We start from the raw sequence: 26,251 nt of genomic DNA on the forward strand, positions 1-26,251 counted from the left end.
CGGATTATCTGTACCCGAAACGAGGAACACCCCCGGTCCGAAGACCGGGGGTGTTCTCTGCAGTGACCCCAGCGGGATTCGAACCCGCGTTACCGCCGTGAGAGGGCGGCGTACTAGGCCGCTATACGATGGGGCCTCACACTGCGCCTTCCGAAGAAGGCATAAACGAGTCCGACGGAAGATTCCGCCGAACTTCGTGACCCCAGCGGGATTCGAACCCGCGTTACCGCCGTGAGAGGGCGGCGTACTAGGCCGCTATACGATGGGGCCGCGTACTTTACTGACCGTCAGCCGCCACTCGCTCGCGGACATCAGGAGCTGGGATACCAGGACTCGAACCTAGAATGACGGTACCAGAAACCGTAGTGTTGCCAATTACACCATATCCCAAGGTGTCATCCGGACCGGGGCTCTCGAACTGCCCGTCCGATTCGCTCCGTGCCCCTCAGCACGAGTAATTACTCTACTGGATCGCCAGCCGAGCTGCCAAATCGCAGAGGCGGTACGCCGGGCCTCGCGGGCCGCATTTCGAGAAACCCCTTGCTAGGCAAGGCCGATGAGCGCCGGAACCTCCCCGAGGCTCGCGATCTGCTCGGTAACCGTGTTGGCCACGTCCTCGGGGAGCTCGCGCCCCGTGCGGTTGAGCCAGATCCCGCGGAGGCCCGCCCCGGCGGCGCCGACGACGTCGTGCCCCGGGTTGTCGCCGATGTAGACCGTGGATTCCGCGGACGTTCCGAGCAGGCGCAGGCCCTCCCGGAAGATCGCCGGATCGGGCTTGGCAGCGCCGACCGCGTCGATGCCCACGAGGACGCCGATCCGGGCCAAGCCAGCCTGGTCCAGCTTCGCGCGTTGGAAGTCGTGCACATTGTTGCTCACCGCCCCGTACGCGATCCCGGCGGCATCGAGCGCATCGAGAAGCGGCACGACGTCGTCGAACGCGCGGACGTAACCAGGCTGCACGGTCTCGTAAGTGGCGAGCCAAGCGGCCGCGGCTGCGCCGTCCGGGAATGCCGCACCGACTGCCGCGAGGGAACGCTCCGCCCGAAGCACGCGCTGCTCGGCGAACGTGATCTCGCCCGCGACGTAGCGGTCGTAGATGTCCTCGGACTGCCGCCCGAAAGTGTCGCACAACGTCACCCAGCCCGCCTCCGTGAGAGCAGCGTAGGGCGCGGTCACCTCGCGGAGGGCCTGGTGCATGGCGCCCTCAAGGTCCACGAGCGTCTCGTCGATGTCGAGCAGCACCCCGGCGACGGGGAGCCTCGTAGCGGTCGCTCCCACCGGGGCCAGCCTCGGATCAGCCACGGAACGCCTTGAGCCGCGCGAGCGACGAGTCCTTGCCCAGGATGACCATGGATTCGAACAGGGGCGGAGAGACACGCCTGCCGGACACCGCGGTGCGCACAGGACCGAACGCGAGGCGCGGCTTGATGCCCAAGCCCTCGACGAGTGCGACGCGGAGCGCGTCCTGGATCGCCTCCGCCGTCCAGGACTCGAGTGGCTCGAGCGCCGCAATAGCCGCGCCCACGACGTCGGCGACGTTCTCCGGGAGGCCCTTCCGCGCGTCGTCCTCTACCTCGATCGCGGAGTCCGCGGCGAACAGGAAGGCGATCATCCCGGGCGCCTCGCCGAGCAGCGTGATGCGCTCCTGGATGAGCGGGGCTGCCTCGGTGAGGATCTCCTCGTCGCGCGCGGAGAGGGCCTCCCCCACCACGCCTGCGGCGCGCAGGTACGGAACGAGACGATCGCGGAAGTCCCCGGCCTCGAGGAGGCGCACGTGGGTGCCGTTGATCGCCTCGGCCTTCTTCTGGTCGAACCGCGCGGGGTTGGGCAGGACCGAGGAGATGTCGAAGTTCTCGACGAGCTGCTGGACCGTGAAAATGTCCTCGTCCGCCGAGAGCGACCAGCCGAGGAGCGCGAGGTAGTTGAGCAGGCCCTCCGGGATGAAGCCGCGGTCGCGGTGGTGGAAGAGGTTCGACTGCGGGTCGCGCTTCGAGAGCTTCTTGTTGCCCTCGCCGAGGACGTACGGGAGGTGGCCGAAGAGCGGCATGTAGGAGGCGACCCCCACGGCGTGGAGCGCGTGGTACAGCGCGACCTGGCGCGGCGTCGAGGAGAGGAGGTCCTCGCCCCGAAGCACGTGCGTGATGCCCATGAGGGCATCGTCTACGGGGTTGACGAGCGTGTACAACGGGGAGCCGTCAGCGCGCACGACGACGAAGTCCGGAACGCTCCCAGCCTTGAAGCGGATCTCGCCGCGGATGAGGTCGTTGAACACGACGTCCTCCTCCGGCATGCGGAAGCGGAGCACGGGCTCGCGGCCCTCGGCCCGGAACGCCGCGACCTGCTCGGCCGTGAGGTCGCGGTCCGAGTTGTCATAGCCGAGCTTCGGGTCGCGGCCCGCGGCGCGGTGCCTCGCCTCGATCTCGGCGGGCGTCGAGTACGACTCGTAGAGGAATCGCGCGTCCTTGAGCTTCGCGGCGACGTCCTTGAAGATGTCGAGGCGCTGAGACTGACGGTACGGCTCGTGCGGGCCGCCCACGTTGATGCCCTCGTCCCACGTGAGACCGAGCCACGTGAGGGCCTCGACGATCTGCTGGTAGCTCTCCTCCGTATCACGCTGCGCATCCGTGTCCTCGATGCGGAACACGAACGTCCCGCCCATGTGGCGCGCGTAGGCCCAGTTGAACAGGGCCGTGCGGATGAGGCCGACGTGCGGCGTGCCCGTCGGGGACGGGCAGAAGCGCACGCGCACGGGCGTGTCCGGGGTGACCGTGGGGATGGCAGCAGAGGGCGCGGCGGAGGAAGTCATAGTGACCTCATTCTAAAGCGCAGGCGCAGCCCCCTCCGCGCCGGGCCGCCCACGGGCGGGCGGCCCGCTACCGGCGCACGATGGGGTTGGACAGCGTGCCGATCCCCTCGATCTCGACCTCGACGCGGTCGCCCTCCTGCACGAGCCCGACGCCGGCGGGCGTACCCGTCATGATGACGTCCCCGGGGAGCAGCGTGAACGCCCGCGAGACGGCCGCGACGAGCTCGCGCACGCCGAAGACCATGTCCGCCGTCGTGCCGTCCTGGACCACGGCACCGTTGAGGCGCGTCACGAGCGAGAGGTCCTCTGGGTCGAGCTCGGTCTCGATCCACGGACCGAGCGGCGACGACGTGTCGAAAGACTTCGCCCGCGCCCACTGGACGTCCGCGCGCTGCTTGTCGCGCGCCGTGAGGTCGTTGCCCACGGTGTAGCCGAAGATGACGTCGTCCGCCTTCTCGGCCGGGACGTCCTTGCAGATCCGGCCGATGACCACGCACAGCTCGCCCTCGTAGGAGACCTCGTCGGTCCACTCCGGGAGCACCACGGGGTCGCCGGGGCCCACGACGGCGGTGTTCGCGACGAGGAACATGGCTGGCTCGGTCGGGAGATCGTTGCCCATCTCCTTCGCGTGGTCGGCATAGTTGCGCCCGATGCCCACGATCTTGCTGCGCGGGATGATCGGCGCGACGAGCCGCACGTCCTCGAGCCGATGGACCTGTCCGGTTGGCGTGATGCCCTGGAAGAACGGGTCGCCCTTGATGACGGCCACTTGCTCCTCGCCGGGATCACCCTGGACCACGCCGTAGAGGGGCTCGGACTCAACAACAAAACGGGCGATGCGCATGGCTCCCACCCTATCGCGGACCACCTGCGCCCCACCTCGGCGGTCCTTGACCGGGCCCCGAAGTGCCGCAACACTTTCAGAACCGGTGGCGCTCCCCTTTTCGGCTGCGCACGGGTCTGGGCAGGGGGATCATGGCTCTTCGACGGCGCACGCTTGCCATCGCGGCGACGCTTGGCGCGGCATTGACGACGACGGCGTGCGGCGGCATGTTCCTCGGCGCACCCGAGGCGACACCAGCGGGGATTGAGGCGATCCTCGGGCACGCGGTCAATGACCGCAGCCAAGCCTGCCTCGAGACTCCGACGGCGCCGCCGACGCTGAGCCCGGACAGTACGACCGATCGGTTCAAGGCCAACTGGGCGCGGGTAGTCGCACACATTCAGGAGTCCAAGAAGGGCTTCAAAGGCTTCGGATTTAGCTATATCAAGGCGTCATCAGAGGTCGAGTTGAAGTCTTGGGCGACCTCCGGGGATACGGCGCAGGCTCATTTCACGGAGACGGGAACGATGTACCTGGCCTCCGCGGCGAGCGGCCCAAGCGACGTGCCGACGAAGTACAAAGTGAAGGAGAAGGCAACGTTCACGCGGACCGATCGCGGATGGGCCCTCGATAGCTTGACCTCGGACGAAGGCGACCATATTCCGGTATCCACGCCGATCTTCGACATCGCGTCATGACCCGCACTATCCCAAGGGAGCACTGCCGGCGAGAACGGCGCCGACGATCGCTGGACCGAGGAAGCGATTGGGAGGTTGGCATCGGTGGGGCCCCGCCGTAGCGTCAGGACATGGCGCATTTCCTGATAACTCTCGGCCGCGGCCCTGAGTGGGACGCACAACGCGGGCGCCGTTCCCAAGACGGCTGGGACGAGCATGCGGCCTTCATGGATGAGCTCGTCCGCCGCGGCGTCGTGCTCCTCGGGGGTCCGTTGGGAGACGACGTCGACGCCGGCCCCGCGCTCGTCGTCGTCTCCGCGCCCGACGCCGCAGCCGCAGCGGAGGCCCTCGCCGACGATCCGTGGCACGACTCGGTGCTGGTCACCCAGCGCGTCGACCGTTGGACGCTGTGGCTCGGGATGCGGAATAGGAGCCTACTCTTGCCTCCGCAATAACCCCATTGTCGCCGACCTGATGGTGGCCAAGAGCTCGACAGATCGCTAGCGGCCAGGTTCAGGTTGCCCGAGCCAGCAGGGTTTTCCTGCGGACGACGACGGCGAGCCCGGTAAGGAACATAGCGACCGCACGTGTGGCAAAAGCGTAGGGGACGCCGAGGCCTGAATCGACGAATGGATCGCCGTGCCTGGACTGGGCGTGATCGTGCCGGCGCTTCTGCCAGCGATGTGGACCGTGAGGCGCCCTGCCGCGCTCGGTGTCCTAGTGGGGAACCAGTATCGGCCCGGCGCCACGAGGATGAGGAGGCCATCCGAGTCCCCGACGGGCTGGAACGTCGGGACGCCACCGCCATACCTTGTGATGCCGAGTACGGATTCGACCTGAGAAGCAGTTCCGGGAACATCCTCGGTTGCGACGCCGATTTCGCTGATGCATTCGATGTGCTCCGGCCGGAACTGGCCGTCACGGTCGTCCACGACGTCGCGGCGGATGATGAACTCGAGGATGTTCCTGTCCGGGTCCTGGAAATAGAGGGAGTGGGCGTTCCAGTGCGATGATGCTTCGAATTCGTCTTTCCCCTCGTTATCGCATAGCAACTCCACCCGGTCGGTTGCCCATCGCTTGGCGCTGTCGAACAGCAGGCGCGGGATCGTGAAGGCAAGATGCTGCCTGCCGGGCCCGATGGGGCCCTCGCGGAGCGTCAGAAGCGACGAGCCGGCCCAAATGGTCAGCGCGCCGTCGTCGCGGATCGTGTGGAGCCCGAGGACGGAGCCGTAGAACGACTCCGCTCGGGCGAGGTCTCCAGTGTCGAAGGCAACCGAGCTGATATGCATGGGCACCACCCAACATGCTCAAGCCAACTTGAGGTCAACTTGCCAGCACACGCTGCGCCGCCTGGCCGTGATCGCGGCAGGACAGCGGGTCGGGCTCTCGCTCGAGCAAATCGCCCAGACGCTCCTAGGCATCCCAGCAGATCGCGCACTGAGCCAGCGCGAATGGACACGGATCAGCGCCCAGTGGGCACAGCTCGTCGCAGCACGAGTTGCCGAGCTCCAAGCCCTCCAGAACGATCTTGACGGGTGCATCGGCTGTGGCTGCCTTTCCTTGGGGCGCTGCACGCTGTTCAACCCAAATGACACAGCCGCTACCGAGGGCCCGGGCTCACGATGGGTCAGGTCCGCCGAAACCCCACCCGAGGCTTAGGTCGGCACCTCGATGACGACAACACTCTAGCGCCGCACCGGAGGGACCTTGATGGTCGTCGCGGCGCTCACCGGCGTAGCGTTGCGTTGTGGTAGTCCTCGTTCGTCCCTCCGCTGATCTGCATGCGGCATGGCTGGAGGCACACTTTGAGTGGGGCTCCGGCCAACACGAGGATGGTTTCGGTCTGCTCGGGACTGACGACGTCCGGTCGCCCCACGGATTCCGAGCGTTTGTAGACCGCCTGATTACAGAGGAATCATCGCCCGGAAACGACGGCTGCGCCTATCGGTGGATAGCAGAGGACGCCGAAGTCCTTGGTGGAATCGCACTGCGCCACGAGAACGCACGGAACGTCGACGTGCTGGGCCACGTTGGGTACGGGATCCGCCCCTCGGCCCGAGGCCGCGGTCTCGCCGAGGCGGCGCTCACGGGCATGCTCTCCCTAGCTAGGGAGCGTGGCATGAAGCGAGTGCTGCTTGCCTGCTTTGCGAACAACATTCCCTCCGTCAGGACCATCGAAAAATGTGGAGGAAGTCTGGACCGAACCGTCGTGACGGACGACGGGGACATCGAACGCTACGGGATCGCTCTCTAGAAATGGGTCGCAATCCGATTGCTCACGTCTTCGATTTCGCTAGGTAGGGTTGCGACGTGGACCAGGCAAGGCACGAGGTCGTCGTCGGAGACAGTACCGCCATCTCTTATTCCGTCTTTGACGGGGAAGACCCGGCCATCGTGATCCTGCATGCCCTAGCTGGCAGCAGCCGCGAGTTTGTCCCTACCGCGCGCGCTTTGCCGGGTCGGAAGGTCGTCCTGGTTGACCAGCGCGGCCATGGCCTCAGCACACGGGTCCCGGTGGACACATCTCGCTCTTCCTTCGTTGGTGACGCGGTCCGGGTGATCGAGGCGGAGTCAAACGTTCCGGTCGATCTTGTCGGCCACTCTATGGGCGCCCACACGGCCATGCTCGCCGCGGCCTCGCGCCCCGACCTTGTACGCAGGCTCGTGCTCCTCGAGAGCGACGAAGGCAGCGGATCTCAGGATGACCTCGTAGCGTTAGGCGAGTACTTCCGGTCGTGGAAGATCCCGTTCGTGAGCCGCGAGGACGCGCTTGCATCTCTCGGGAACGGGCCGCTGGCGCAGGCGTGGGTCGCCGACATGGAGGAACGCGAGGACGGTCTGCACCCGAGGTTCGAGCCTGAGGTAATGATCGCGACGATCACCGCCGTCGCAGTTCCCCGCTGGCAGGAGTGGGAGAGCGTCACTGCCCCGACTCTCGTCATCTACGCCCACGGCGGCATGTTCACGGAGGAGCAGAAGACCCGCTTCGTCAGCCGCGGCAGGAACGCCACGCGCATGGACCTTCGAGGAGCTACGCACGACGCACACCTCGATGCCTTCCACCAATGGACCCGCGCGCTGATCGGCTTCATCGGGACCCGCTGACCGATCGCTCAGAGCAACGCTGATGTTCAGCTTCCGCGGGAGGCGGTCGCGATCTACGATCAGCCTGGCGAAGGGGTCGGCGGTGCGTCGTATCAATTCTGTGGGTCGCGTGTGTTCAATTATTGCCGTGCTCGCGGCCGGGGCGCAGCTGTTCCCATCGTGCGGTGGCCCAAGCGGATGCCCGGCAGTGGGCTATATCTCCGAGGTGGCCCTGCACGTCACTACGGAACGAGCCGCGACTTTGGCCAAACTCGGAATCGAGTTCTGCCAAGACGGGGCATGCCACAGCTTCTCGATCGACGCCGCGGCCCCGCTGACGCCCGGCCCAATTCCATTGCCGACTCCGTCCGGGGCGCCCCGCGCAGTCCCCCTGCGCGCAGCTGACGGAAGCATCGACATCCGCATCGAGGCCGCCATTAATAGTGATCTGATCGACCTCACGACATCTGGTACTGACGCTTCAGGCTTGCCGCTCGACACGGGCCACGTCAGGCTCACCCCGGTCACCACCTATCCCGATGGCCCATCCTGTGGCGGGCCGACAACCGCGAAGGCGACCTTCGACCAACTCGGACTCCGCGCCGGATGACAGCGGATGGATGCTAGGACCGTTAAGCAGAGGGATCCGGCATCGGACGCTCTTTGCCAAGACCTAGGGGCGATTGCGGCTGGGTCCGGGAGGTGCCCGCAAGTAGCTTGGTCCCATGGAGGAAGCGCTTTCAGGCGGGAACATGAACGAGGTCGTCCGTATCGACGAGACAGTGCGGCGAAGCGGCGGCCCTTGGACCCCAACGGTCCACCAGGTACTCCGGGCCTTGCGCAGTCACGGGGTCGACTGGGTGCCAACGGTTCATGGCATCGACGAGGCCGGACGCGAGACTCTGGGATTGCTGCCGGGCTTCGTGCCGTCATACCCGCTTCCAGAATGGGTCTGGGAGGACTCGTTTCTGGTTGACGCCGCATCTCGCCTCCGCAAGTTCCATGACGCGACAGTCGGCCTGACCGTGGCCGACACCGTTTGGCGGGGACAGGCCCACGAACCCGCCGAGGTGATCTGCCACAACGACTTCGCCCCCTACAACTTCGTCTGCCGAGACGGTCGGATTTCGGGAGTGATCGACTGGGACTTCATGTCTCCCGGCCCCCGGGTGTGGGACGTGGCCTATCTTGCCTACCGGCTGTGCCCTCTCACCGGACACAAGAACCCTGACCGCAGGCCGAGAGACAGCGCCGCGGAGCAAGGGCGGCGACTCGGGCTGCTTCTCCGCGCCTACGGCGCTCAGTTCACGGCTGCCGACACCCTCACGGTCGCCGAGGTGCGACTGGACGAACTGGCCCAATTCACCGCCTCAGAAACAGAGCGCCAAAACCGGGCCGACCTCGCCGGGCACGTCACGATCTACCGGAACGACATCGACTACCTCAAAGCCACGAGACCAGACATCCTCGCCGCCGCAGGCTCCGCCTGACCTCCGATCAGCCACGTCGAGACGGATCACGAGCCGGAACTCGGGGCGGCACTTCCGGGCCTGCGTGGGCGGCCGCGGCAATCCGGGCGGTGAGCTCGTCGAGCCATGCGCCCACAGTTGCCCGCGCGACGGCGTTGTCTGGATAACGGCAGCGGAGGTGCAGCCCGTCGTCGTTGACGATGAACCAGATCATGATGTTGTCCGTGGGCAGCACAGCCGAGACGAACTGCGGTTCGAGCGAGGGGTCGATGCCCAAGGGGAGGCGGCGCATATCGAGCCACGAGAGCGCGAACATCCCCGGGGGTTCTTTCGCGCTGCCGATGCGGTCGAAGATCGGCGCCAAGGGATAGGCGCCGAGCCGTACGGCCTCCTCGACGGCCGCGGCGCAGGACGCCGGGGTTGGATCCACGATGTCGAGCACGGCGTTGGTGATGTACCAGCCGACGGAGTCGCGCCACCGCGGCTCGTTGCGCGAGTGCACGGGGAAGACGGCACGCAGCGGCACGTCCGCGACGTCGCGGAAGAGCTTGGCGAGTTCGGACAACACGAGAGGGAGAATTCGCACGCCGCGGGCGCGGGCGTGCTCTTCGAGACGAGCGAGCTGGTCTCTGTCAATCACGTCGCGCACGTCCACGACGGCCGGGGACGATTGCGACACGTCCCCCAGCGGCAGAGGGAACACGGGCATGGCCCCGCCGCCCGCGCGCAGGATCGCCTCCCAGTGCGCGATCACCTCGGCCGGCGCCTCCGGCATCGCGGCGAGAGTGCGCGTGTGCTCGACGAACGGAGCGGCCGGGAACGGGTCCACGGCAGCGGCCTCGGCGTCGTCGTCCGTCGTCTCGCCATCGATCCGTGCCCGCACCTCGTGCGCAAGGATGAGCAGCGACCACATGTCGACATGCGCGTGGTCGCTTGCAAGGACGACGACCGGCCGCGGGTCGGGTTCGGACGCGGCGGGCACCACCAAGGCGAGAAGGTACGACGGCGCCGCAAACGGGCGGCACTCTGCGTCCACGAGCGCTCGCAGCGCGTTGCGCGTGGTTTCGCCGGGGCTCACCTCATGCTCTCGCCACACCCCGCCGTCGACCGCGGCCTCGTGAAGCCGAACCCGCGGGCCATCAGATGAGAAGACGGTGCGCAGGGTCCCGTGGCGTGCGATCGCCGCACGCCAGGCACCGGCGAGCGCAGCGAGGCTGGGAGACTGGTCGAACCGGAATGACACCGCCATCCATGACCCCGCACGATCACCCCGGCCCACGTGACGGCCCTGGTCGAACGATACGGGCAGCTCGCGCGTCGGATCGGGCGTGGCGCGCACAGCGAAGCTGTGGAGGGAGCCCTCAGGCAGGGCCATCTGGGCGACCGTAGTAAGGCGCATGGTGCCGTAGTCTAGGGCCCAGATGTTTCGCGAAAGTACGCGGAGGGCTCGTGACCTCATTTCAGACGCGCGGCGCGACTCTTGACTACGATGTCGCCGGAACCACCGGTCCCCTAGTCGTGCAACTGCACGGCCTGACATCAAGCCGCGAGCGCGACGGACAGCTCGGCCTCAACCTTGCTCGGGCGCTCCGGGGCCACCGGATCCTTCGCTATGACGCTCGCGGCCATGGCCGGTCCACCGGCACGTTGGATGAAGCCGACTACACCTGGCCCCGCCTCGCCGACGACCTCCTGGCCCTGCTTGACCATGTCGCTCCGGGCGAGCGCGCCCACGGAGTGGGGCCGTCCATGGGGACCGGGACGCTTCTCCATGCTGCGGTGAAGGATCCCGACCGATTCGGGTCCCTGACCCTTGTCACGCCACCGACGGCATGGAAGAGCCGAGCCGAGCAGCGCCAGACCTACCTCGCCAATGCCGCCCTGGTCGAGCGGGAAGGTGTCGCCGCGTTCGTCGAGCAAGGATCCACGGCCCCGTCCCCGCCCGCGCTCGCCGACGCGCCCGAGACGAGGATCGCCGTGCGGCAAAGCCTCGTGCCGACCGTGATGCGTGGCGCGGCGACCACTGACCTGCCGAAGAAGAAGACCATCGCGGCCGTCGAGGTGCCGACGCTGGTCCTTGCCTGGAGCGGCGACCGCTCGCACCCGCTGACGACGGCGCATCAGTTGCACGCCAGGATGCCCCGGAGCCGCATCGTGGTGGCTCGCACGCCCTACGGGATCATGGCGTGGCCGGGGCTCTTCGCGGAGTTCATCACGACTGTCGACACGGGCGAGCCGCTCGCCTGAGCGAGGCGCGCCGGCTCGGGCGCGAACGACGACGGCGCGTCCCCTGAGTGGGGAACGCGCCGTCGTTCGCGGTTGCGCAAGACGCGTCTAGGCCGCGCGAATGGAGCCAGCCGCTACGCGAGCTGGGTGAGCCAGCCGTGGAGATCCTCGACGGTTCCCGTCTGGATCCCGAGGAGTTGCTCGCGGATGGCCATGGCCACGGAGTCGGCGCCGAGCGGCGGGGACACGAGCGAGCCGGACGCGGTCTTGAGCTCGCCGATGGGCGTGATGACGGCGGCGGTGCCGCACGCGAACACCTCGGCGAGCGAGCCGTCCTCGAGCGATTCGCGCCACTCGTCGATCGTGATCTTCCGCTCCTCGACCTTGTGCCCGCGGTCGGCCGCGAGCTGCAGGACGGAATCACGCGTCACGCCGTGGAGGATGTTGCCGTTGAGGGCGGGCGTGACCACGCGTCCGTCGGTGAAGACGAAGAAGACGTTCATGCCGCCGAGCTCTTCGACCGCGTTGTCGTTGGTCGGGTCGAGGAACAGGACCTGCTTGCAGCCGTGGGCCTCGGCCTCGAGCTGGGCCGCGAGCGACGCCGCGTAGTTGCCGCCGCACTTCGCCTCGCCCGTGCCGCCGTGGCCCGCGCGGGCGTAGTGCTCGGAGAGCCAGATGGAGACGGGCTTGAGCTCGCCGCCGAAGTAGTTCCCGGCCGGCGAGGCGATGACGCGGTACGAGACCTCGCGCGACGGGCGGACACCGAGGAACGCCTCTGTGGCGATCATGAACGGGCGCAGGTACAGCGCCTCGCCGTTGCCACCCGGGACCCAGTCCTTGTCCACCGAGACGAGTCGCCGCAGCGACTCGATGAAGACCTCCGGCGGGAGCTCGGGGAGCGCGAGGCGCTGCGCCGACCGGTTGAACCGGTGCGCGTTGGCCTCGGCACGGAAAGTCCACACCGAACCATCGGCGTGCCGGTACGCCTTGAGGCCCTCGAAGATCTCCTGGCCGTAGTGCAGGACCGCCGCGGCCGGGTCCATGGCGATGGGGCCATACGGCTCGATGCGGGCATCGTGCCAGCCGCCCTTGCCCTCCGTGTCAACGGTCCAGTCGACCACCGCGGTGTGATCGGTGAAGTAGTCGCCGAATCCCGGGTTCGCCAGGATGGCCGCACGCTCCTCAGCACTCTTCGGGTTGTCCGTGAGCCGCTGCGAGAATTCAACGCCCAGGGCGTTCTGAGTCATGGTTCCTCCACATCGTTCCGAGGCGCGCGGCTGCGCCGCCGGCACCTCGGGCTGTCAGTGCCCTCAGCTTACGCCTGTCGCTCAGGCGGGCCGGGCGTTGATTTGAGCATTAAAGCTGGGCCAGCCCCGGGGTTGCGGGGCCCTCCGTCAGACGAGCGCGGCGATCGCATCGCCGATCTGCGTCGTGGTGCGCTGCTCCCCCGCCGTGCGGGACTCGACCTCGGCCTTGACCGCGGCCTCGATGCTCGCCGCCGCCGCGGCGAGAACGGGATCGCCCTGGCCTACGTGGTCGAGGAGGAGCGCAGCGGAGAGAATGGCCGCCGTCGGGTCGGCCTTCTGCTGGCCCGCGATGTCCGGCGCCGAGCCGTGGACGGGCTCGAACATCGACGGTGCCGTGCGGTCGAGGTTGATGTTCCCCGAGGCGGCGAGGCCGATGCCGCCCGTGACGGCGCCGGCGAGGTCGGTGAGGATGTCACCGAAGAGGTTGTCCGTGACGATCACGTCGAAGCGCGCGGGATCGGTCACGAGGAAGATGGTCGCTGCGTCGACGTGCAGGTAGTCGTGCTGGACCTCGGGGAATTCGGCGGCGACGGCCTCGACCGTGCGCTTCCAGAGGTGCCCCGCGTAGACGAGGACGTTGTGCTTGTGCACGAGGGTGACCTTCTTGCGCGGGCGCTGGGACGCGCGCCGGAACGCGTCGCGGACCACGCGCTCCACGCCGTAGGCCGTGTTGACGGAGACCTCGGTGGCGATCTCATGTGGGGTGCCGACGCGCAGCGCCCCGCCGTTGCCGACGTAGGGGCCCTCGGTTCCCTCGCGGACCACCACGAAGTCGATCTCGCCCGGAGCCGCGAGCGGGCTGCCGACGCCGGAGTACAGGCGCGAGGGGCGCAGGTTGACGCAGTGGTCAAGGCTGAAGCGCAGCTTGAGGAGCAGTTCGCGCTCGATGAGCCCTGACGGGATGCGCGTGTCGCCAGGGGCCGCGCCGACCGCGCCGAACAGGATCGCGTCGCGGCCGCGGAGGTCCTCGAGCACCTCGTCGGGCAGCGTCTCCCCCGTCGCGAGCCAGTGCTGCGCGCCGAGCGCATAGTGTGTTTCCTTGACCTCGACGCCCGTGCCGCCGAGCGCCTGGTGGAGCACCTTGAGGGCCTCTGCGGTCACCTCGGGGCCGATTCCGTCGCCGGGGATCACTGCAAGGTCGAGAGTCTGGGTCATGAACCAACCCTAGCCGCGCCATCCATATGCTGGTCACCCAGTCTCGCCATACGGACGGTGAGTGCTAGGGCCGGCGAGGCACCCAGAGCCTCGGCTCATCGCGGACGCGCAGTCAGACCCTGGCATGATGCCATTCGCCCGCGCGCGGCCTAGGCTCTGACATCATGCGCTCCGCCCACCATCGCCTCTACCGCTGGGCCCAGTCGCACCCCGCCCGCGTTGACGCGCTCGCCGCGGCGACACTGTTCGTGGTGCTCGCCGGCCCGTACGTCGTCATGGGCCTCCGCCTCCGCGAGTTCGTGTTCGCGTCGCTGCTGGTGATCCCGCTCGCGTGGCGCCGGACCCACCCCGCGGCCTCGGGCGCGATCGTCGCGGCGGTGTCCCTGATCCAGGTCATCGTGAGCAACCAGCCCGTCGCTGCCCAGCCCCTCGCGCTCGTCACGGTGTACTCGCTTGCGGCCTACGGTCCGCGATGGGCGAGCCTCGGCGGGCTCGGCCTCGCCGCCCTCGGCGGGTTCCTCTTCGTGCTGCGCTTCTTCGTCCTGCCCACCATGGCGGGCGCGTATCTCACGGCAAACGGCGGCCTCCGCATCCCCATCCAGCTCATCGGGGCGATCGCGATCGACGCCGCGGTCCTCGCCGCCTGGACGCTCGGCGACCTCGCGCGCGCCCGGCGCCTCGCGCTTCAGGCCCTCGAGGACCGCGCCCGGCGCCTCGAAGTGGAGCGGCAGCAGGAGCGCGATCTCGCCGCGGCTGACGAGCGGACCCGGATCGCGCGCGAGATGCATGACATCGTGGCCCACTCGCTCTCGGTCATCATCACGCAGGCCGACGGCGCGCGCTACGCGGCGGCGAAGGAACCGGGCCTCGCCGTCGCGACACTCGGCACGATCGCGGAGACGGGCCGGGCGTCGCTCGGCGAGATGCGCCGCCTCCTCGGGGTGCTGCGCGGCGACGAGGCCTCGTCAATGCGCCCGCTCCCCTCGCTGCACGATGTCGAGGGGCTGCTCGACGCCGTGCGCCGCTCGGGCGTCGCGGTGACGTTCGCGAGCGAGGGCGCGCCGCGCCGGCAGCTCCCCGCGGGCGCCGAGCTCACCGCCTACCGCGTGGTCCAGGAATCCCTCACGAACGTGCTCAAGCACGCGGGCCCGCGGGCGTCCGCGCGCGTCACCCAAGAATGGACGACGCGCGGGCTGCAGCTCGAGATTGCCGACGACGGCCGGGGCGCGGCGTCCGATCCACCCTCCGGAAACGGGCAGGGCCTGCGCGGCATGGCCGAGCGCGTGGCGCTCTACGATGGTGCCGTCAACGCGTCTCCCCTGCCCGGCGGCGGGTTCAGCGTCCGCGCGTTCATCCCGTACACGGAGGCCTGACATGGCTCACAGCGGCTCGCCCGCGTCTTCCTCGCCCGCCCCGATCCGCGTGGCCCTCGTCGACGACCAGCAGCTGGTCCGCGGCGGCTTCAGGATGCTCATCGACTCGCAACCGGACCTCGCGGTCGTCGCCGAAGCCGGAGACGGCCTCGAAGCCGTCCGCCTCCTCGCCCGCGTCCCGGCCGACGTCGTCCTCATGGACGTGCGCATGCCGCGCATGGACGGGATCGAAGCAACCCGACGACTGCTGGACGGTGCCGTGCCCGAGCCGGGCGAGGCCCACCGCCGCGGGCCCAAGATCGTGGTCCTGACGACGTTCGATCTCGACGAGTACGCGCTCTCCGCGATCCAGGCGGGCGCGAGCGGGTTCCTGCTCAAGGACGCACCGCCCGAGGAACTCCTCGGCGCCGTGCGCACGGTGTACCGAGGAGACGCGGTCATCGCGCCGTCCACTACGCGGCGGCTCCTGGGCCACATGGCCTCCGCCCTCCGCGCGCCCAGCCCCGAGGTCAGCGCTCACGCGGCGGACGTCGCCACGCTCACGGCCCGCGAGCGCGACGTCTTCGCGCTCATCGCCCAGGGCCTCTCCAACCCGGAGATCGCGGAGGCGCTCGTCGTCTCCGAGGCGACCGTGAAGACCCACGTGGGTCACATCCTCTCGAAGCTCGGGGCGCGCGATCGCGTGCACATCGTTCTCATCGCATACGAGACGGGCATCGTCGCGCCGTAGGCTCGGCGCCCAGCCCACGGCCCCGCCGGGCACGCCCCACCCAGGCCGCGCTCTCGGCGAGCGGCGCAGGCATTGCCGCCCCGCGGCGTAGGCCGGCTCATCCCGCGGGAGGAGGCGGCGCCGTCGTACGCCCGCGAAGATCCGACCGCAGCCCGATCCGCCGCCGGCCCCGCGCTCCTAGCTTTGGGAGCATGACGATCACCTCGGAATCCAGTTCCTCGCCAGACTTGCCCGCGACGGCACGCGCGGCCGTCCGCGCCCAAGGTCTCCGCAAGACCTACGGCAGGGGCGAGGCCGCCGTCGAGGCCCTGAGAGGCATCGACCTCGACTTCCCCGCGGGCCGGTTCACGGCGATCATGGGGCCGTCCGGCTCAGGCAAGTCGACACTCATGCACTGCCTCGCGGGCCTCGACACGGTCGACGCGGGCACGATCGAGCTCGGCGGGACCGAGCTCACAGGGCTCAGCGACAAGGCCCTCACGCGGCTGCGCCGCGACCGCGTGGGTTTCGTGTTCCAGGCATTCAACCTCGTGCCGACGCTCACGGCGCGCGCCAACATCACGCTCCCCGTCGCGCTCGCCGGCGGCACGGTGGACGCCGCATGGTTCGACGGCCTCGTCGCGACGCTCGGGCTCACCGACCGGCTCGAGCACAAGCCCCACGAGCTCTCGGGCGGGCAGCAGCAGCGCGTCGCGGTGGCCCGCGCCCTCCTGACGCGCCCCGCGGTGGTCTTCGCCGACGAGCCGACCGGCAACCTCGACTCGCGCTCGGGCGCGGAGGTCCTCGGCATGCTGCGCCGCAGCAGCCGCGAGATGGGGCAGAGCATCATCATGGTCACGCACGACCCCGTCGCAGCGAGCTACGCCGACCGGGTCGTGCTCCTCGCGGACGGCGCCCTCGTGGGAACGCTCGACGACCCCACGGTCGAGACGGTTCTCGCCGCCCTGGCGAAGGTCGAGGCCTGAGCATGCTCGGCGTCGCCCTCAGCCAGCTCACGACGCACGCCCGGAGATTCGTCGCGATCGTGCTCGCCGTCCTCCTCGCCGTCGGCTTCCTCACCGCCACGCTCATGGTCAACGCGTCCACCACGGCGTCCCTCGTCGCGAGCGTCGGGCAGGACTTCGCGAAGGCGGACCTCGTCGTCTCCCCCGCCCACCGAGGCGGGTCGCTCACGGCCGCCGACACCGCGGCCGTGGCGGGGACGCCGGGCGTCGCCGCGAGCTACGCCGAGCAGCAGCTCGGCGTGCAGGCCACCGCCGGCACCGCGACGCTCAGCGGGCTCCTGCGGAACCTCCCACGGAGCGCCCAGCTCGAGCCCGTGGGCCTCACCTCGGGCGCATGGCCGACGACGGCGGGGCAGGTCGCCGTCGATGCGAAGACCGCGAGCGCCCGCAACCTGAGCGTGGGCAGCTCGATCATGCTCGCGGGCGGCGGCGCGCCCGCCCGCAAGGCGGTCGTCCCGCTCACGGTGACCGGCATCATGGCGCCCTCCTCGGACCCGCAGCAGTCCTCGGCGGCCCAGTTCGCCGCGACCGACGCCGCCGTCGCGGCCATCGCGGGCACGGAGCCCGCGTACGAGGCGATCACGGTGGCGCTCGCCCCCGGTGCCGACCGCGCCGCCGTCGCGAGCGCGCTCGACGCCGCGGTGCATGAGTCGGCGGGGAGCGTCATGACGCCCGAGGCGAAGACCGTGGACACGGTCAAGCAGTTCACCGGCGGCTCGGACCGGCTGACCATCATCCTGCTCGCGTTCGCGGCAGTCGCGCTGCTCGTCGCGGGGCTTGTGGTCGCCAACACGTTCTCAGTGCTCATCGCCCAGCGCACGCGAGAGCTCGCGCTCCTGCGCTGCGTGGGCGCAGGCCGCAATCAGATCCGAGCCTCCGTGGTCCTCGAGGCGCTCGTGACGGGTTTCGTTGCGTCGGTCCTCGGGGTCGGGCTCGCGATCGCTGTGGTCGCGGCGATCGTCGCGGTCCTGGCCCAGAATCCGGACTACCGGTACGCGACGCTGGCCGTTCCGCCGTCGTCCGTCATGGTGGGGCTCGTGACGGGGACTGTGCTCGCGGTCCTCGCGGCCCTCCTCCCTGCCCGCGCGGCCACGCGCGTGTCGCCGCTCGCCGCCCTGCGGCCCGCCGACGAGCCGTCCCTGCGGGGTTCGGCCGGCCGGGTCCGCCTCGCGCTCGGCGCGGCGCTCGTGGTGTCCGGCGGCGCGGGGCTCGGCGTCGGTGCGTCGTCGAACAACCTCCTGCTCGCCGTGCCGTCAGGGGCGGTCTCGTTCGTGGGCGTCGTGCTCGCCGCGACGTTCTTCGTCCCGCGGCTCGTCGCGGCCGTAGGCCTCCTGGCCGACCGCGCCGGGGTTCCCGGCAGGATGGCCGCGGTCAACGCGGTGCGCAATCCCCGCCGCACCGCGGCGACCGCCTCGGCGCTCATCATCGGCGTCACGCTCGTGAGCATGATGATGACGGGCGCGGCGACGGCGCAGAACGCGTTCGCGACGTCCCTCGACCGGCACTTCCCGGTGGACGTCTCGGTGCAGGGCGCGCCCGGGCAGGCCTTCACCTCCGAGTAGCTCGCGGCCGTCGCTGCCACCCGCGGGGTCGAGGCGTCCGCGGTGCTCAGGCCCGTGGGGAGCGTGGTCACGCGGACGGACCCCAAGACCATCCACGCGCTCGTGTACGAGATCAGCGCGGGCGACGCGCGGGCGGTCGTGCACAACTCCGATAATTGGCCCACCGCGGGGTCGATCGTGCTGCCCCGCGGCTCGCAGGGGACGACGGCGGCGGTGCAGCCGGGGCCGGTCGCGGCCACTTCGGCGAGCGCAGCGGCTTCGGGCGCCGCCGCGGCAGGCACCGCCTCCCAGCCGCTCCCGGTGCGCCTCGGCACGGCGAGCGACATCCCCGCGCTCGTGCTGCCCGGCACCGTCACGGCCCAGCGCGGCCAGGCGCCCGAGCAGGTGTGGATCTCCGCGGACCCGAAGCTCGACGCTGCAGCGCTCGCGTCGCTGCAGACCGACGTCGCGCATGCCCTCGGCGTCCCCGAGTCGCAGGTCGCGGGAGCGGTCATCGAGAAGGCGACGTTCACGCAGATCATCTCGACGCTCCTGGCGGTCGTGGTGGGGCTCCTCGCCGTCGCGGTGCTCATCGCGCTCATCGGCGTCGCGAACACGCTCTCGCTCTCGGTCCTCGAGCGCACGCGCGAGAACTCGCTCCTGCGGGCACTTGGCCTCACGCGCGGGCAGCTGCGCGGCATGCTCGCGCTCGAGGCCGTGCTCGTCGCGGTGGTCGCCGCGATCATCGGAACGGCCCTCGGGGTCGTCTACGGATGGCTCGGCGCCCTCGCGGGGATCGGCTCGTTCGCGAGCGTGACCGCAGTGATTCCGTGGCTCCAGATTGCGGGCGTCGTGGCGGTCGCGGCCGTCGCCGGGCTCGCGGCATCGGTCATCCCGGCGCGCCGCGCAGCGCGGCTCTCCCCCGTCGTCGGGCTCGCGATCGAGTAGCCGGGCACACAGCAAAGCGGCGGGACCTTGGGGTCCCGCCGCTCGCGGCGCGCTCGCGGACGTCAGATGGCGGCGGCCGGCTCCTCGTACTTCGGGAAGACGGGCGTGGGCGCCGGGAGCTGAGTGCCTGGCACGATCCGGGTGCCGATCGCCGCGAACTGGCGGGCCTCCCCATCGGCCTGGCCGAGCGCGTCGAGCAGCTTCCCTGCCGAGTCAGGCATGACCGGCTGGACGAGAACGGACACGATCCGCAGGACCTCGAGCGTCACGTACAGGACGGTCGCCATGCGCGCGGGGTCCGTCTTGCGCAGAACCCACGGCGCCTGCTCGGCGAAGTACGCGTTCGTGTCGCCGAGCACGCCCCAGATCGATTCGAGCGCGCGGCTGAACTCCTGCTTCTCGAACGCGGCCCGCGCAGCCTCGAGGAGGCCGCCGGCCGCGTCGAGCAGCGCGAGGTCCGCCGGCGCGAGCTCCCCAGGCTCGGGGACCACCCCGTCGAGGTTCTTCGCGACCATCGAGAGCGAGCGCTGTGCGAGGTTGCCGAGGTTGTTGGCCAGGTCGGCGTTCATGCGGCCCACGATCGCGTCGTGGTTGTAGCTCCCGTCGGCGCCGAACGGCACCTCGCGCAGGAGGAAGTAGCGCACCTGGTCGAGCCCGTACTGCGCGATGAAGTCCCGCGGCGCCACGACGTTGCCGAGCGACTTGGACATCTTGACGCCGTTGTTCTGCAGGAAGCCGTGGATCATGACGCGCCTGGGCACGGCGAGTCCCGCGCTCATGAGGAACGCCGGCCAGTAGACGGCGTGGAAGCGCGAGATGTCCTTGCCGATCACGTGCACGTCCGCGGGCCAGTACTTGCGGAACTCCGCCGAGTCGACGTCCGGGAAGCCGACGCCCGTGAGGTAGTTCGTGAGCGCGTCGACCCACACGTACATGACGTGGCCCGGAGCGTCGGGGACGGGGATGCCCCAATCGAACGTCGTGCGCGAGATCGAGAGGTCCTCGAGGCCGCGCTTGACGAACGAGATGACCTCGTTGAACCGGTACTGCGGCGCGCCGAACTCGGGCTGCGCCGCATAGAGGGAGATGAGCCGGTCTTGGTACGCCGAGAGCCGGAAGAAGTAGCTCTCCTCCGCGGTCCACGTGACCTCGGTGTCGGTCTCCTTCGTGTACCGCACGCCGTCGCGCACCAGGGTCTCGTCCTCGGTGTAGTACGCCTCGTCGCGCACCGAGTACCAGCCCTCGTACTTGTCGAGGTAGATGTCCCCGTTCGCCTCCATGCGCTTCCAGATCGCCTGCGCGGCGGCGTAGTGGTCGGCGTCGGTCGTGCGGATGAAGCGGTCGTACGTGATGCCGAGCTCGGCGTGCGTCTGCTTGTAGAGCTCCGCGTTGCGGTCCACGAACTCCTTCGGCGAGATGCCGGCCTTCTGCGCGGACTGCGCGATCTTGAGGCCGTGCTCGTCCGTGCCGGTCATGAAGAAGACCTCGTGCCCGTCGAGGCGCTTGAAGCGCGCCATCGCATCAGTCGCGATGTACTCGTAGGCGTGCCCGATGTGCGGCTCGCCGTTCGGGTACGTGATGGCGGTGGTGATGTAGAAGGGGGCCTTCTCGGCTGCGGACGTCACCCTAAGAAATTACCGGATCGCCGGGCGAGCGGCGAACACGCGCCTCCTTCGGCGGGGGAAAAGACGGACGACGGCGGGGCCCCACCGCGTGCGGTGAGGCCCCGCCGTCGTCCGTTGCCTGCGCCGAAGCGCAGGTGAGGTGCCCGGACGAGCCGCCTCGGGTCAGTCCTCGAGGTCGATCTCGCGGACCGCGGTCGCGCCGATCTCGCTCTTGACGGTCTCGAGCACGGTCGCCGGGATCTTGGAGTCGACCGTGAGGAGCGCCATGGCCTCGCCGGCCTGCTCGGCGCGGGCCACCTGCATGCCCGCGATGTTGACGCTGTTCATGCCGAGGATGTGGCCGATCGTGCCGATCACGCCTGGGCGGTCCGTGTACGCCATGACCACGAGGTGGTCGGAGATCGGGATCTCGACGTCGTAGCCGTTGACCCCCACGAGCTTCTGGACCTGCTTCGGGCCCGTGAGCGTGCCCGCCACCGAAACCTGCGAGCCGTCCGAGAGGAGGCCGCGGATCGTGAGGACGTTGCGGTAGTCCTCCGCCTCGCTCGTGGTGAGGAGGCGCACGGTGACGCCGCGCTGCTCGGCGAGAACCGGGGCGTTCACATAGGAGACCTTCTCCGACACGATGTCCGTGAAGACGCCCTTGAGGGCGGCGAGCTCGAGGGACTTGACGTCGAGCGCCGCGATCTCGCCCGCGACCTCGACGTCGATCTGCGTGACGGGCTCGTGGCTGAGCGCCGTGAAGATGCGGCCCAGCTTCTCGATGAGCGGGATGCCGGGGCGGACGTCCGGGGCGATCACGCCGCCGGCCACGTTCACGGCGTCCGGAACGAGCTCGCCCGCGAGGGCCAGCCGCACGGACTTGGCGACCGAGATGCCGGCCTTCTCCTGGGCCTCGTCCGTGGACGCGCCGAGGTGCGGGGTCACGACGACGTTGGGGCTGCCGAAGAACGGGAGGTCGGTGCTCGGCTCCTTCACGAAGACGTCGATGCCCGCGCCCGCGATCTCGCCGTTCTCGAGCGCCTCCGTGAGCGCTTCCTCGTCGACGAGGCCACCGCGGGCCACGTTGACCACGTACGCCGTGCTCTTCATCTTCTTGAAGGCCTCGGCGCCGAGCATGCCGACCGTCTCCGGGGTCTTCGGCATGTGGATCGTGATGAAGTCGCTCACCGCGAGCAGCTCGTCGAGGGTCACGAGCTTGACGCCGAGCTGGGCGGCGCGCGCGGACGTGACGTACGGGTCGAACGCGACGATGTTCATTTCGAACGCCTGCATGCGGGCGGCGACGAGCGCGCCGATGCGACCCATGCCGATGACGCCGAGCGTCTTGTCGAGCAGCTCGGTTCCGGCGTACTTGGAGCGCTTCCACTCGCCGCCCTTGAGGGACGCGTTCGCGGCCGGGATGTTGCGCGCGAGGCTCAGGATGTGGCCGCACGTGAGCTCGGCGGCGGAGACGATGTTGGAGGTCGGCGCGTTGACGACCATGACCCCTGCCTGGGTCGCGGCCTTGATGTCGACGTTGTCGAGGCCCACGCCGGCGCGGGCGATGACCTTGAGCTTCTTCGCGGCCGCAATGGCCTCGGCGTCGACCTTCGTCGCGGAACGCACAAGGATGGCGTCGACGTCGGCGATGGCAGGCAGGAGCTGGGAGCGGTCGGCGCCGTCGGTGTGACGGATCTCGAAGTCGGGGCCGAGGGCCTCAATGGTGGCGGGGGAAAGCTCCTCGGCGAGGAGGACGACGGGCTTGTCGGTAGACACGAGGCGGGCCTCTCCGGGTGTGGACGGCGATGGGTGGCTGGGCGGGTAACGGTGGCTGGGCGGGTAAGGGTGGCTGGGCGGGTAAGGGAAGTGCAGGTGCAGCGGTGTGGCGGCCGTCACGCTGGTTGACGTGACAGCCGAAACGGCGGGTGCTGGGCACCCGCCGTTTCGGTGCACGACTAGCGAGCTGCGCTGCCCTCGATGTAGTCGCTGTCCTGCTGGCTCCACGAGAAGTGCGAGCGGAGCGCCTTGCCGGTCGCCTCGATCGGGTGGCCGGCCTCCTTCTCACGGAGCTGGAGGAAATCGACGGCGCCGTTGTCCTGGTCGTCGATGAAGCGCTTCGCGAAGGCCCCGGACTGGATGTCGGCGAGGATCCCCTTCATCGACTCCTTGACCTCCGGCGAGATGACGCGCGGGCCCGAGACGTAGTCGCCGTACTCGGCGGTGTCGGAGATGCTCCAACGCTGCTTCGCGATGCCGCCCTCCCACATGAGGTCCACGATGAGCTTGAGCTCGTGGAGGACCTCGAAGTAGGCGATCTCCGGCTGGTAGCCGGCCTCGGTGAGGGTCTCGAAGCCCGCCTGGACGAGGTGCGACACGCCGCCGCAGAGCACGGCCTGCTCGCCGAAGAGGTCGGTTTCCGTCTCCTCGGTGAACGTGGTCTTGATGACGCCGGCGCGCGTGCCGCCGATGCCCTTCGCATAGGCCTTGGCGAGGTCCCAGGCCTTGCCGGTCGCGTCCTGCTCGACGGCGATGATGTCCGGGATGCCGCGGCCCGCGACGTACTCGCGGCGCACCGTGTGGCCCGGGGCCTTCGGCGCGACGAGGATGACGTCGACGCCCGCCGGCGGCTGGATGTAGCCGAAGCGGATGTTGAAGCCGTGGCCGAAGACGAGCGCGTCGCCGTCCTTGAGGGCCGGGGCGATGTCCTGCGCGTAGAGGTGGCGCTGCGTCTGGTCGGGCGCGAGGATGACGACGACGTCGGCCTCCTCCGCGGCCTCGCGCGGGGTCAGGACGCGAAGGCCCTCCTCCTCGGCCTTCGGGCGGCTCTTCGAGCCCTCGAGCAGGCCGACGCGGACGTCGACGCCCGAGTCGCGCAGGTTCAGCGCGTGGGCGTGGCCCTGGCTGCCGTAGCCGATCACGGCGACCTTGCGGCTCTGGATGACCGAAAGGTCGGCGTCGTCGTCGTAGTAGAGCTCAGTCATTTCTTCTCCTTGACTTGCTTTCGAAGGTGTGGGGGCGAGGCCCGCTCTCGCGGGCGCCGCGAAACTAGCTCGCGCGCAGGGCGCGATCGCTCATCGACCGCGAGCCGCGGCCGATCGCGAGGGTTCCGGACTGGACGATCTCCCGGACGCCGAACGGCTCGAGCACCGTGAGGAGGGCCTCGAGCTTCTCGGTGTTACCGGTCGCCTCGACGACGAGCGCGTCGGTCGAGACATCGACGATCGACGCGCGGAACAGCTCCACGGCCTGGGTCACCTGGATGCGGGTGGCCGCGTCGGCGCGCACCTTGATGAGGAGGTGGTCGCGGCGGACCGAGTTCTCGGGCAGCAGCTCCACGATCTTGATGACGTTGATGAGCTTGTTGAGCTGCTTCGTGACCTGCTCCAGCAGATCGCCCTCAGCGTCGACCACGACCGTGATGCGGGAGATGCCCTCGACCTCCGTCGGCCCGACGGCGAGCGAGTGGATGTTGAACGCGCGGCGGGCGAAGAGGCCCGCGACGCGCGTGAGCACGCCGGGCTTGTCCTCGACCAGCACGGACAGGGTGTGGCGGGCCATGCCTCAGTCCTCCTCTTCCCACACGGGCGTGGAATTACGTGCCACCTGAATCAAGTCGTTGCTCACGCCGGACGGCACCATGGGCCAGACCATTGCGTTGGGGCTCACAACAAAGTCGATCACGACCGGGCGGTCGTTGATCTCGAGGGCCTTCTGGATGACCTCGTCGATCTCCTCCTCGCGCTCGACGCGGAACGACGCGCAGCCGTACGCCTCGCCGAGCTTGACGAAGTCGGGAATGCGGACGGTCTCGGCTCCCGTGTGCAGGTCCGTGTTGGAGTAGCGGCCGTCGTAGAAGAGCGTCTGCCACTGCCGGACCATGCCGAGCGAGGAGTTGTTGATGACCGCGACCTTGATCGGGATCTTGTTGAGCGTGCACGTGGCCAGCTCCTGATTGGTCATCTGGAAGCAGCCGTCGCCGTCGATCGCCCACACGACCCGGTCGGGGTTGCCGACCTTCGCGCCCATGGCCGCCGGCACGGAGTAGCCCATGGTGCCGAGGCCCGCCGAGTTGAGCCACGCGCGCGGCCGCTCGTAGTCGATGAACTGCGCGGCCCACATCTGGTGCTGGCCGACGCCCGCCACGTACACGCCCTCGGGGCCCGTGAGCTCGCCGATGCGCTTGATGATCTTCTGGGGGGCGAGGAGGCCGTCCTCCGGCTCGGTCCAGCCGAGCGGATAGTCCTCCTTGAGCCTGCGCAGGAACGTCCACCAGGCACTCAGGTCCGCTGGCCCGTCCTTCTCCTGGAGCGCTCGCACGGCGTCAGCCAGCTCGGGGATGATCTCCTTGACGGAGCCCACGATCGGCACGTCGGCCGTGCGGTTCTTGGAGATCTCGGCGGGATCGATGTCCGCGTGGATCACCTTCGCGTTCGGCGCGAACGTGTTCAGCACGCCCGTGACGCGGTCGTCGAAGCGCGCGCCGAGCGTCACGAGCAGGTCCGCCTGCTGGAGCGCCGTCACGGCCGAGACCGAGCCATGCATGCCGGGCATGCCCACGTGCTGCGGGTGCGAGTCGGGGAATGCGCCCCGAGCCGTGAGCGTCGTGACCACGGGCGCGCCCGTGGTCTCGGCGAGCCGGAGGAGCTCCTCGGACGCCGCCGCCTTGATCACGCCGCCGCCCACGTAGAGCACGGGCTTGGTCGATGCCGCAATGAGCTTGGCGGCCTCGCGGACCTGCTTGCTGTGGCCGCGCGTCACGGGCCGGTAGCCGGGGAGGTCGATCTTGGGCGGCCAGCTGAACGTCATCTTGGACTGCTGGGCGTCCTTCGTCACGTCCACGAGGACGGGGCCGGGTCGGCCCGTCGAGGCGAGGTGGAAGGCTTCCGCGAGGGTCTGCGGGATGTCTTCGGCGCGCGTGACGAGGAACGAGTGCTTGGTGACCGGCATCGTGATGCCGACGATGTCCGCTTCCTGGAAGGCGTCGGAGCCGATAACGCTGCTCGCGACCTGCCCGGTGATTGCGACGAGGGGAACGGAGTCCATGTGCGCGTCGGCGATCGCGGTCACCAGGTTGGTGGCGCCCGGACCGGACGTTGCAATGCAGACTCCAACACGTCCCGTGACCATCGCGTACCCTTGGGCAGCGTGGCCGGCGCCCTGCTCGTGGCGCACAAGGATGTGGTTGATCTTCGAAGCCATCAGAGGGTCGTAGGTCGGCAGGATCGCGCCGCCCGGAAGACCAAAGACATCGTCCACGCCAAGTTCCTCGAGCGAGCGGACGATTGCTTCAGATCCAGTCATCTCTGTGGGCTCAACTACGCGGTTGGGCCCCAGGACGGCAGAGGCAGAGTCGACAGAGTCGACGGAATCCGCGGCCTTGGCCGCAGACGGCTTCGAAGCCATCAGCGATGGGCTGATCGGCGTTCCTTTGCTCATCAGTCTCTTCCTTAGGATCTTCGTGGCGAAGGAGCTGTGCTCAGCTCAAATAAAAACAACCCCTC

Annotated in this window: 25 protein-coding genes and 3 tRNA genes; 13 read left to right on the plus strand and 15 right to left on the minus strand. The window is 69.1% G+C overall.

Going from position 1 to position 26,251, the window contains the following annotated elements:
- Positions 1 to 63 precede the first annotated feature (63 nt).
- The 6 genes from ACOKR1_RS13135 to ACOKR1_RS13160 form a co-directional block, all read right to left on the minus strand.
- Positions 64 to 136, minus strand: a tRNA-Glu gene (locus tag ACOKR1_RS13135).
- A 61-nt stretch (positions 137 to 197) separates the two neighbouring features.
- Positions 198 to 270, minus strand: a tRNA-Glu gene (locus ACOKR1_RS13140).
- A gap of 48 nt (positions 271 to 318) precedes the next feature.
- Positions 319 to 390 (minus strand) — tRNA-Gln (locus ACOKR1_RS13145).
- 153 nt (positions 391 to 543) lie between these two features.
- Complete coding sequence (locus ACOKR1_RS13150) at positions 544 to 1,302, minus strand: HAD family hydrolase (RefSeq protein WP_422933470.1); 759 nt, start codon at positions 1,300 to 1,302, stop codon at positions 544 to 546.
- Positions 1,295 to 2,806 carry a glutamate--tRNA ligase gene (gene gltX, locus ACOKR1_RS13155; protein ID WP_422933471.1) on the minus strand — a complete coding sequence of 504 codons (1,512 nt, stop codon included), beginning with the start codon at positions 2,804 to 2,806 and terminating at the stop codon, positions 1,295 to 1,297. Before gltX ends, ACOKR1_RS13150 begins: the two co-directional genes overlap by 8 nt.
- A 67-nt stretch (positions 2,807 to 2,873) precedes the next feature.
- A complete protein-coding gene (locus ACOKR1_RS13160) occupies positions 2,874 to 3,650 on the minus strand; it encodes a fumarylacetoacetate hydrolase family protein (protein ID WP_422933472.1) in 777 nt (258 codons plus the stop codon).
- Positions 3,651 to 3,781: 131 nt separating this feature from the next.
- Here ACOKR1_RS13160 and ACOKR1_RS13165 point away from each other — a divergent pair, with 131 nt between their 5' ends.
- Positions 3,782 to 4,327: a hypothetical protein gene (locus ACOKR1_RS13165; protein WP_422933473.1), complete on the plus strand. Its 546-nt coding sequence runs from the start codon at positions 3,782 to 3,784 to the stop codon at positions 4,325 to 4,327.
- Between the two features lie 206 nt (positions 4,328 to 4,533).
- Positions 4,534 to 4,761: a hypothetical protein gene (locus ACOKR1_RS13170; protein WP_422933474.1), complete on the plus strand. Its 228-nt coding sequence runs from the start codon at positions 4,534 to 4,536 to the stop codon at positions 4,759 to 4,761.
- A 45-nt stretch (positions 4,762 to 4,806) separates the two neighbouring features.
- Here the strand turns inward: ACOKR1_RS13170 and ACOKR1_RS13175 are convergent, their stop codons facing one another.
- Positions 4,807 to 5,595, minus strand: a complete 789-nt coding sequence (locus ACOKR1_RS13175; protein ID WP_422933475.1) for a VOC family protein — start codon at positions 5,593 to 5,595, stop codon at positions 4,807 to 4,809.
- Here ACOKR1_RS13175 and soxR point away from each other — a divergent pair.
- The 5 genes from soxR (at position 5,594) to ACOKR1_RS13200 (ending at position 8,880) form a co-directional block, all read left to right on the plus strand.
- A complete protein-coding gene (gene soxR / locus ACOKR1_RS13180) occupies positions 5,594 to 5,965 on the plus strand; it encodes a redox-sensitive transcriptional activator SoxR (RefSeq protein ID WP_422933476.1) in 372 nt (123 codons plus the stop codon). The two genes, ACOKR1_RS13175 and soxR, sit on opposite strands and share 2 nt — an antisense overlap.
- Positions 5,966 to 6,053: 88 nt before the next feature.
- Entirely contained in the window at positions 6,054 to 6,560 is a 507-nt protein-coding gene (locus ACOKR1_RS13185) for a GNAT family N-acetyltransferase (RefSeq protein ID WP_422933477.1), read from the plus strand.
- 140 nt (positions 6,561 to 6,700) lie between these two features.
- Entirely contained in the window at positions 6,701 to 7,411 is a 711-nt protein-coding gene (locus ACOKR1_RS13190; protein WP_422936643.1) for an alpha/beta fold hydrolase, read from the plus strand.
- Positions 7,412 to 7,598: 187 nt separating this feature from the next.
- Entirely contained in the window at positions 7,599 to 8,000 is a 402-nt protein-coding gene (locus tag ACOKR1_RS13195) for a hypothetical protein (RefSeq protein ID WP_422933478.1), read from the plus strand.
- A gap of 115 nt (positions 8,001 to 8,115) precedes the next feature.
- Positions 8,116 to 8,880 carry an aminoglycoside phosphotransferase family protein gene (locus ACOKR1_RS13200; RefSeq protein ID WP_422933479.1) on the plus strand — a complete coding sequence of 255 codons (765 nt, stop codon included), beginning with the start codon at positions 8,116 to 8,118 and terminating at the stop codon, positions 8,878 to 8,880.
- Between the two features lie 7 nt (positions 8,881 to 8,887).
- On the opposite strand, the gene ACOKR1_RS13205 is transcribed toward ACOKR1_RS13200, so the two are convergent.
- Entirely contained in the window at positions 8,888 to 10,258 is a 1,371-nt protein-coding gene (locus ACOKR1_RS13205) for a peptide synthetase (protein WP_422933480.1), read from the minus strand.
- A 50-nt stretch (positions 10,259 to 10,308) separates the two neighbouring features.
- On the opposite strand from ACOKR1_RS13205, the gene ACOKR1_RS13210 reads away from it, so the two are divergent.
- Positions 10,309 to 11,106 carry an alpha/beta fold hydrolase gene (locus tag ACOKR1_RS13210; RefSeq protein WP_422933481.1) on the plus strand — a complete coding sequence of 266 codons (798 nt, stop codon included), beginning with the start codon at positions 10,309 to 10,311 and terminating at the stop codon, positions 11,104 to 11,106.
- Positions 11,107 to 11,219: 113 nt separating this feature from the next.
- On the opposite strand, the gene ACOKR1_RS13215 is transcribed toward ACOKR1_RS13210, so the two are convergent.
- The gene (locus ACOKR1_RS13215; protein WP_422933482.1) at positions 11,220 to 12,332 is read right to left on the minus strand and encodes a branched-chain amino acid aminotransferase; all 1,113 of its coding nucleotides are present in this window, start codon (positions 12,330 to 12,332) and stop codon (positions 11,220 to 11,222) included.
- A gap of 147 nt (positions 12,333 to 12,479) precedes the next feature.
- Positions 12,480 to 13,547 carry a 3-isopropylmalate dehydrogenase gene (locus ACOKR1_RS13220; protein ID WP_422933483.1) on the minus strand — a complete coding sequence of 356 codons (1,068 nt, stop codon included), beginning with the start codon at positions 13,545 to 13,547 and terminating at the stop codon, positions 12,480 to 12,482.
- Between the two features lie 164 nt (positions 13,548 to 13,711).
- On the opposite strand from ACOKR1_RS13220, the gene ACOKR1_RS13225 reads away from it, so the two are divergent.
- The 5 genes from ACOKR1_RS13225 (at position 13,712) to ACOKR1_RS13245 (ending at position 19,143) form a co-directional block, all read left to right on the plus strand.
- Complete coding sequence (locus tag ACOKR1_RS13225; RefSeq protein ID WP_422933484.1) at positions 13,712 to 14,920, plus strand: sensor histidine kinase; 1,209 nt, start codon at positions 13,712 to 13,714, stop codon at positions 14,918 to 14,920.
- A 1-nt stretch (position 14,921) separates the two neighbouring features.
- Complete coding sequence (locus ACOKR1_RS13230) at positions 14,922 to 15,650, plus strand: response regulator (RefSeq protein WP_422933485.1); 729 nt, start codon at positions 14,922 to 14,924, stop codon at positions 15,648 to 15,650.
- Between the two features lie 191 nt (positions 15,651 to 15,841).
- On the plus strand, positions 15,842 to 16,615 hold the full coding sequence (locus ACOKR1_RS13235; RefSeq protein WP_422933486.1) for an ABC transporter ATP-binding protein: 774 nt from the start codon (positions 15,842 to 15,844) through the stop codon (positions 16,613 to 16,615).
- A gap of 2 nt (positions 16,616 to 16,617) precedes the next feature.
- Positions 16,618 to 18,216, plus strand: a complete 1,599-nt coding sequence (locus tag ACOKR1_RS13240; RefSeq protein ID WP_422933487.1) for an FtsX-like permease family protein — start codon at positions 16,618 to 16,620, stop codon at positions 18,214 to 18,216.
- Between the two features lie 42 nt (positions 18,217 to 18,258).
- The gene (locus tag ACOKR1_RS13245) at positions 18,259 to 19,143 is read left to right on the plus strand and encodes an FtsX-like permease family protein (protein ID WP_422933488.1); all 885 of its coding nucleotides are present in this window, start codon (positions 18,259 to 18,261) and stop codon (positions 19,141 to 19,143) included.
- Between the two features lie 62 nt (positions 19,144 to 19,205).
- Here ACOKR1_RS13245 and metG read toward each other — a convergent pair whose 3' ends face one another.
- The 5 genes from metG to ACOKR1_RS13270 all read right to left on the minus strand — a co-directional run bounded on the left by metG (position 19,206) and on the right by ACOKR1_RS13270 (position 26,186).
- Complete coding sequence (gene metG / locus ACOKR1_RS13250) at positions 19,206 to 20,768, minus strand: methionine--tRNA ligase (protein WP_422933489.1); 1,563 nt, start codon at positions 20,766 to 20,768, stop codon at positions 19,206 to 19,208.
- 162 nt (positions 20,769 to 20,930) lie between these two features.
- On the minus strand, positions 20,931 to 22,526 hold the full coding sequence (gene serA, locus ACOKR1_RS13255) for a phosphoglycerate dehydrogenase (RefSeq protein ID WP_422933490.1): 1,596 nt from the start codon (positions 22,524 to 22,526) through the stop codon (positions 20,931 to 20,933).
- Positions 22,527 to 22,705: 179 nt separating this feature from the next.
- Entirely contained in the window at positions 22,706 to 23,731 is a 1,026-nt protein-coding gene (gene ilvC / locus ACOKR1_RS13260) for a ketol-acid reductoisomerase (RefSeq protein WP_422933491.1), read from the minus strand.
- 64 nt (positions 23,732 to 23,795) lie between these two features.
- Positions 23,796 to 24,308: an acetolactate synthase small subunit gene (gene ilvN, locus ACOKR1_RS13265; RefSeq protein ID WP_422933492.1), complete on the minus strand. Its 513-nt coding sequence runs from the start codon at positions 24,306 to 24,308 to the stop codon at positions 23,796 to 23,798.
- Positions 24,309 to 24,311: 3 nt separating this feature from the next.
- Entirely contained in the window at positions 24,312 to 26,186 is a 1,875-nt protein-coding gene (locus tag ACOKR1_RS13270) for an acetolactate synthase large subunit (protein ID WP_422933493.1), read from the minus strand.
- Between the last annotated feature and the right edge of the window lie 65 nt (positions 26,187 to 26,251).

Source organism: Sinomonas sp. P47F7, assembly GCF_049332655.1.
Classification (GTDB): Bacteria; Actinomycetota; Actinomycetes; order Actinomycetales; family Micrococcaceae; genus Sinomonas.

Excerpts from the sequence above, each read along its gene's own strand:
- ACOKR1_RS13170 (WP_422933474.1), top strand. The coding sequence starts at position 4,534 with ATGGATGAGCTCGTCCGCCGCGGCGTCGTGCTCCTCGGGGGTCCGTTG.
- ACOKR1_RS13235 (WP_422933486.1), top strand. The coding sequence starts at position 15,842 with ATGACGATCACCTCGGAATCCAGTTCCTCGCCAGACTTGCCCGCGACG.
- ACOKR1_RS13240 (WP_422933487.1), top strand. The coding sequence starts at position 16,618 with ATGCTCGGCGTCGCCCTCAGCCAGCTCACGACGCACGCCCGGAGATTC.
- ACOKR1_RS13215 (WP_422933482.1), bottom strand. The coding sequence starts at position 12,332 with ATGACTCAGAACGCCCTGGGCGTTGAATTCTCGCAGCGGCTCACGGAC.
- ACOKR1_RS13160 (WP_422933472.1), bottom strand. The coding sequence starts at position 3,650 with ATGCGCATCGCCCGTTTTGTTGTTGAGTCCGAGCCCCTCTACGGCGTG.
- ACOKR1_RS13230 (WP_422933485.1), top strand. The coding sequence starts at position 14,922 with ATGGCTCACAGCGGCTCGCCCGCGTCTTCCTCGCCCGCCCCGATCCGC.
- ACOKR1_RS13165 (WP_422933473.1), top strand. The coding sequence starts at position 3,782 with ATGGCTCTTCGACGGCGCACGCTTGCCATCGCGGCGACGCTTGGCGCG.
- ACOKR1_RS13220 (WP_422933483.1), bottom strand. The coding sequence starts at position 13,547 with ATGACCCAGACTCTCGACCTTGCAGTGATCCCCGGCGACGGAATCGGC.
- ACOKR1_RS13200 (WP_422933479.1), top strand. The coding sequence starts at position 8,116 with ATGGAGGAAGCGCTTTCAGGCGGGAACATGAACGAGGTCGTCCGTATC.
- soxR (WP_422933476.1), top strand. The coding sequence starts at position 5,594 with ATGGGCACCACCCAACATGCTCAAGCCAACTTGAGGTCAACTTGCCAG.
- ACOKR1_RS13225 (WP_422933484.1), top strand. The coding sequence starts at position 13,712 with ATGCGCTCCGCCCACCATCGCCTCTACCGCTGGGCCCAGTCGCACCCC.
- ACOKR1_RS13270 (WP_422933493.1), bottom strand. The coding sequence starts at position 26,186 with ATGAGCAAAGGAACGCCGATCAGCCCATCGCTGATGGCTTCGAAGCCG.
- gltX (WP_422933471.1), bottom strand. The coding sequence starts at position 2,806 with ATGACTTCCTCCGCCGCGCCCTCTGCTGCCATCCCCACGGTCACCCCG.
- ilvN (WP_422933492.1), bottom strand. The coding sequence starts at position 24,308 with ATGGCCCGCCACACCCTGTCCGTGCTGGTCGAGGACAAGCCCGGCGTG.
- ilvC (WP_422933491.1), bottom strand. The coding sequence starts at position 23,731 with ATGACTGAGCTCTACTACGACGACGACGCCGACCTTTCGGTCATCCAG.
- ACOKR1_RS13175 (WP_422933475.1), bottom strand. The coding sequence starts at position 5,595 with ATGCATATCAGCTCGGTTGCCTTCGACACTGGAGACCTCGCCCGAGCG.
- ACOKR1_RS13205 (WP_422933480.1), bottom strand. The coding sequence starts at position 10,258 with ATGCGCCTTACTACGGTCGCCCAGATGGCCCTGCCTGAGGGCTCCCTC.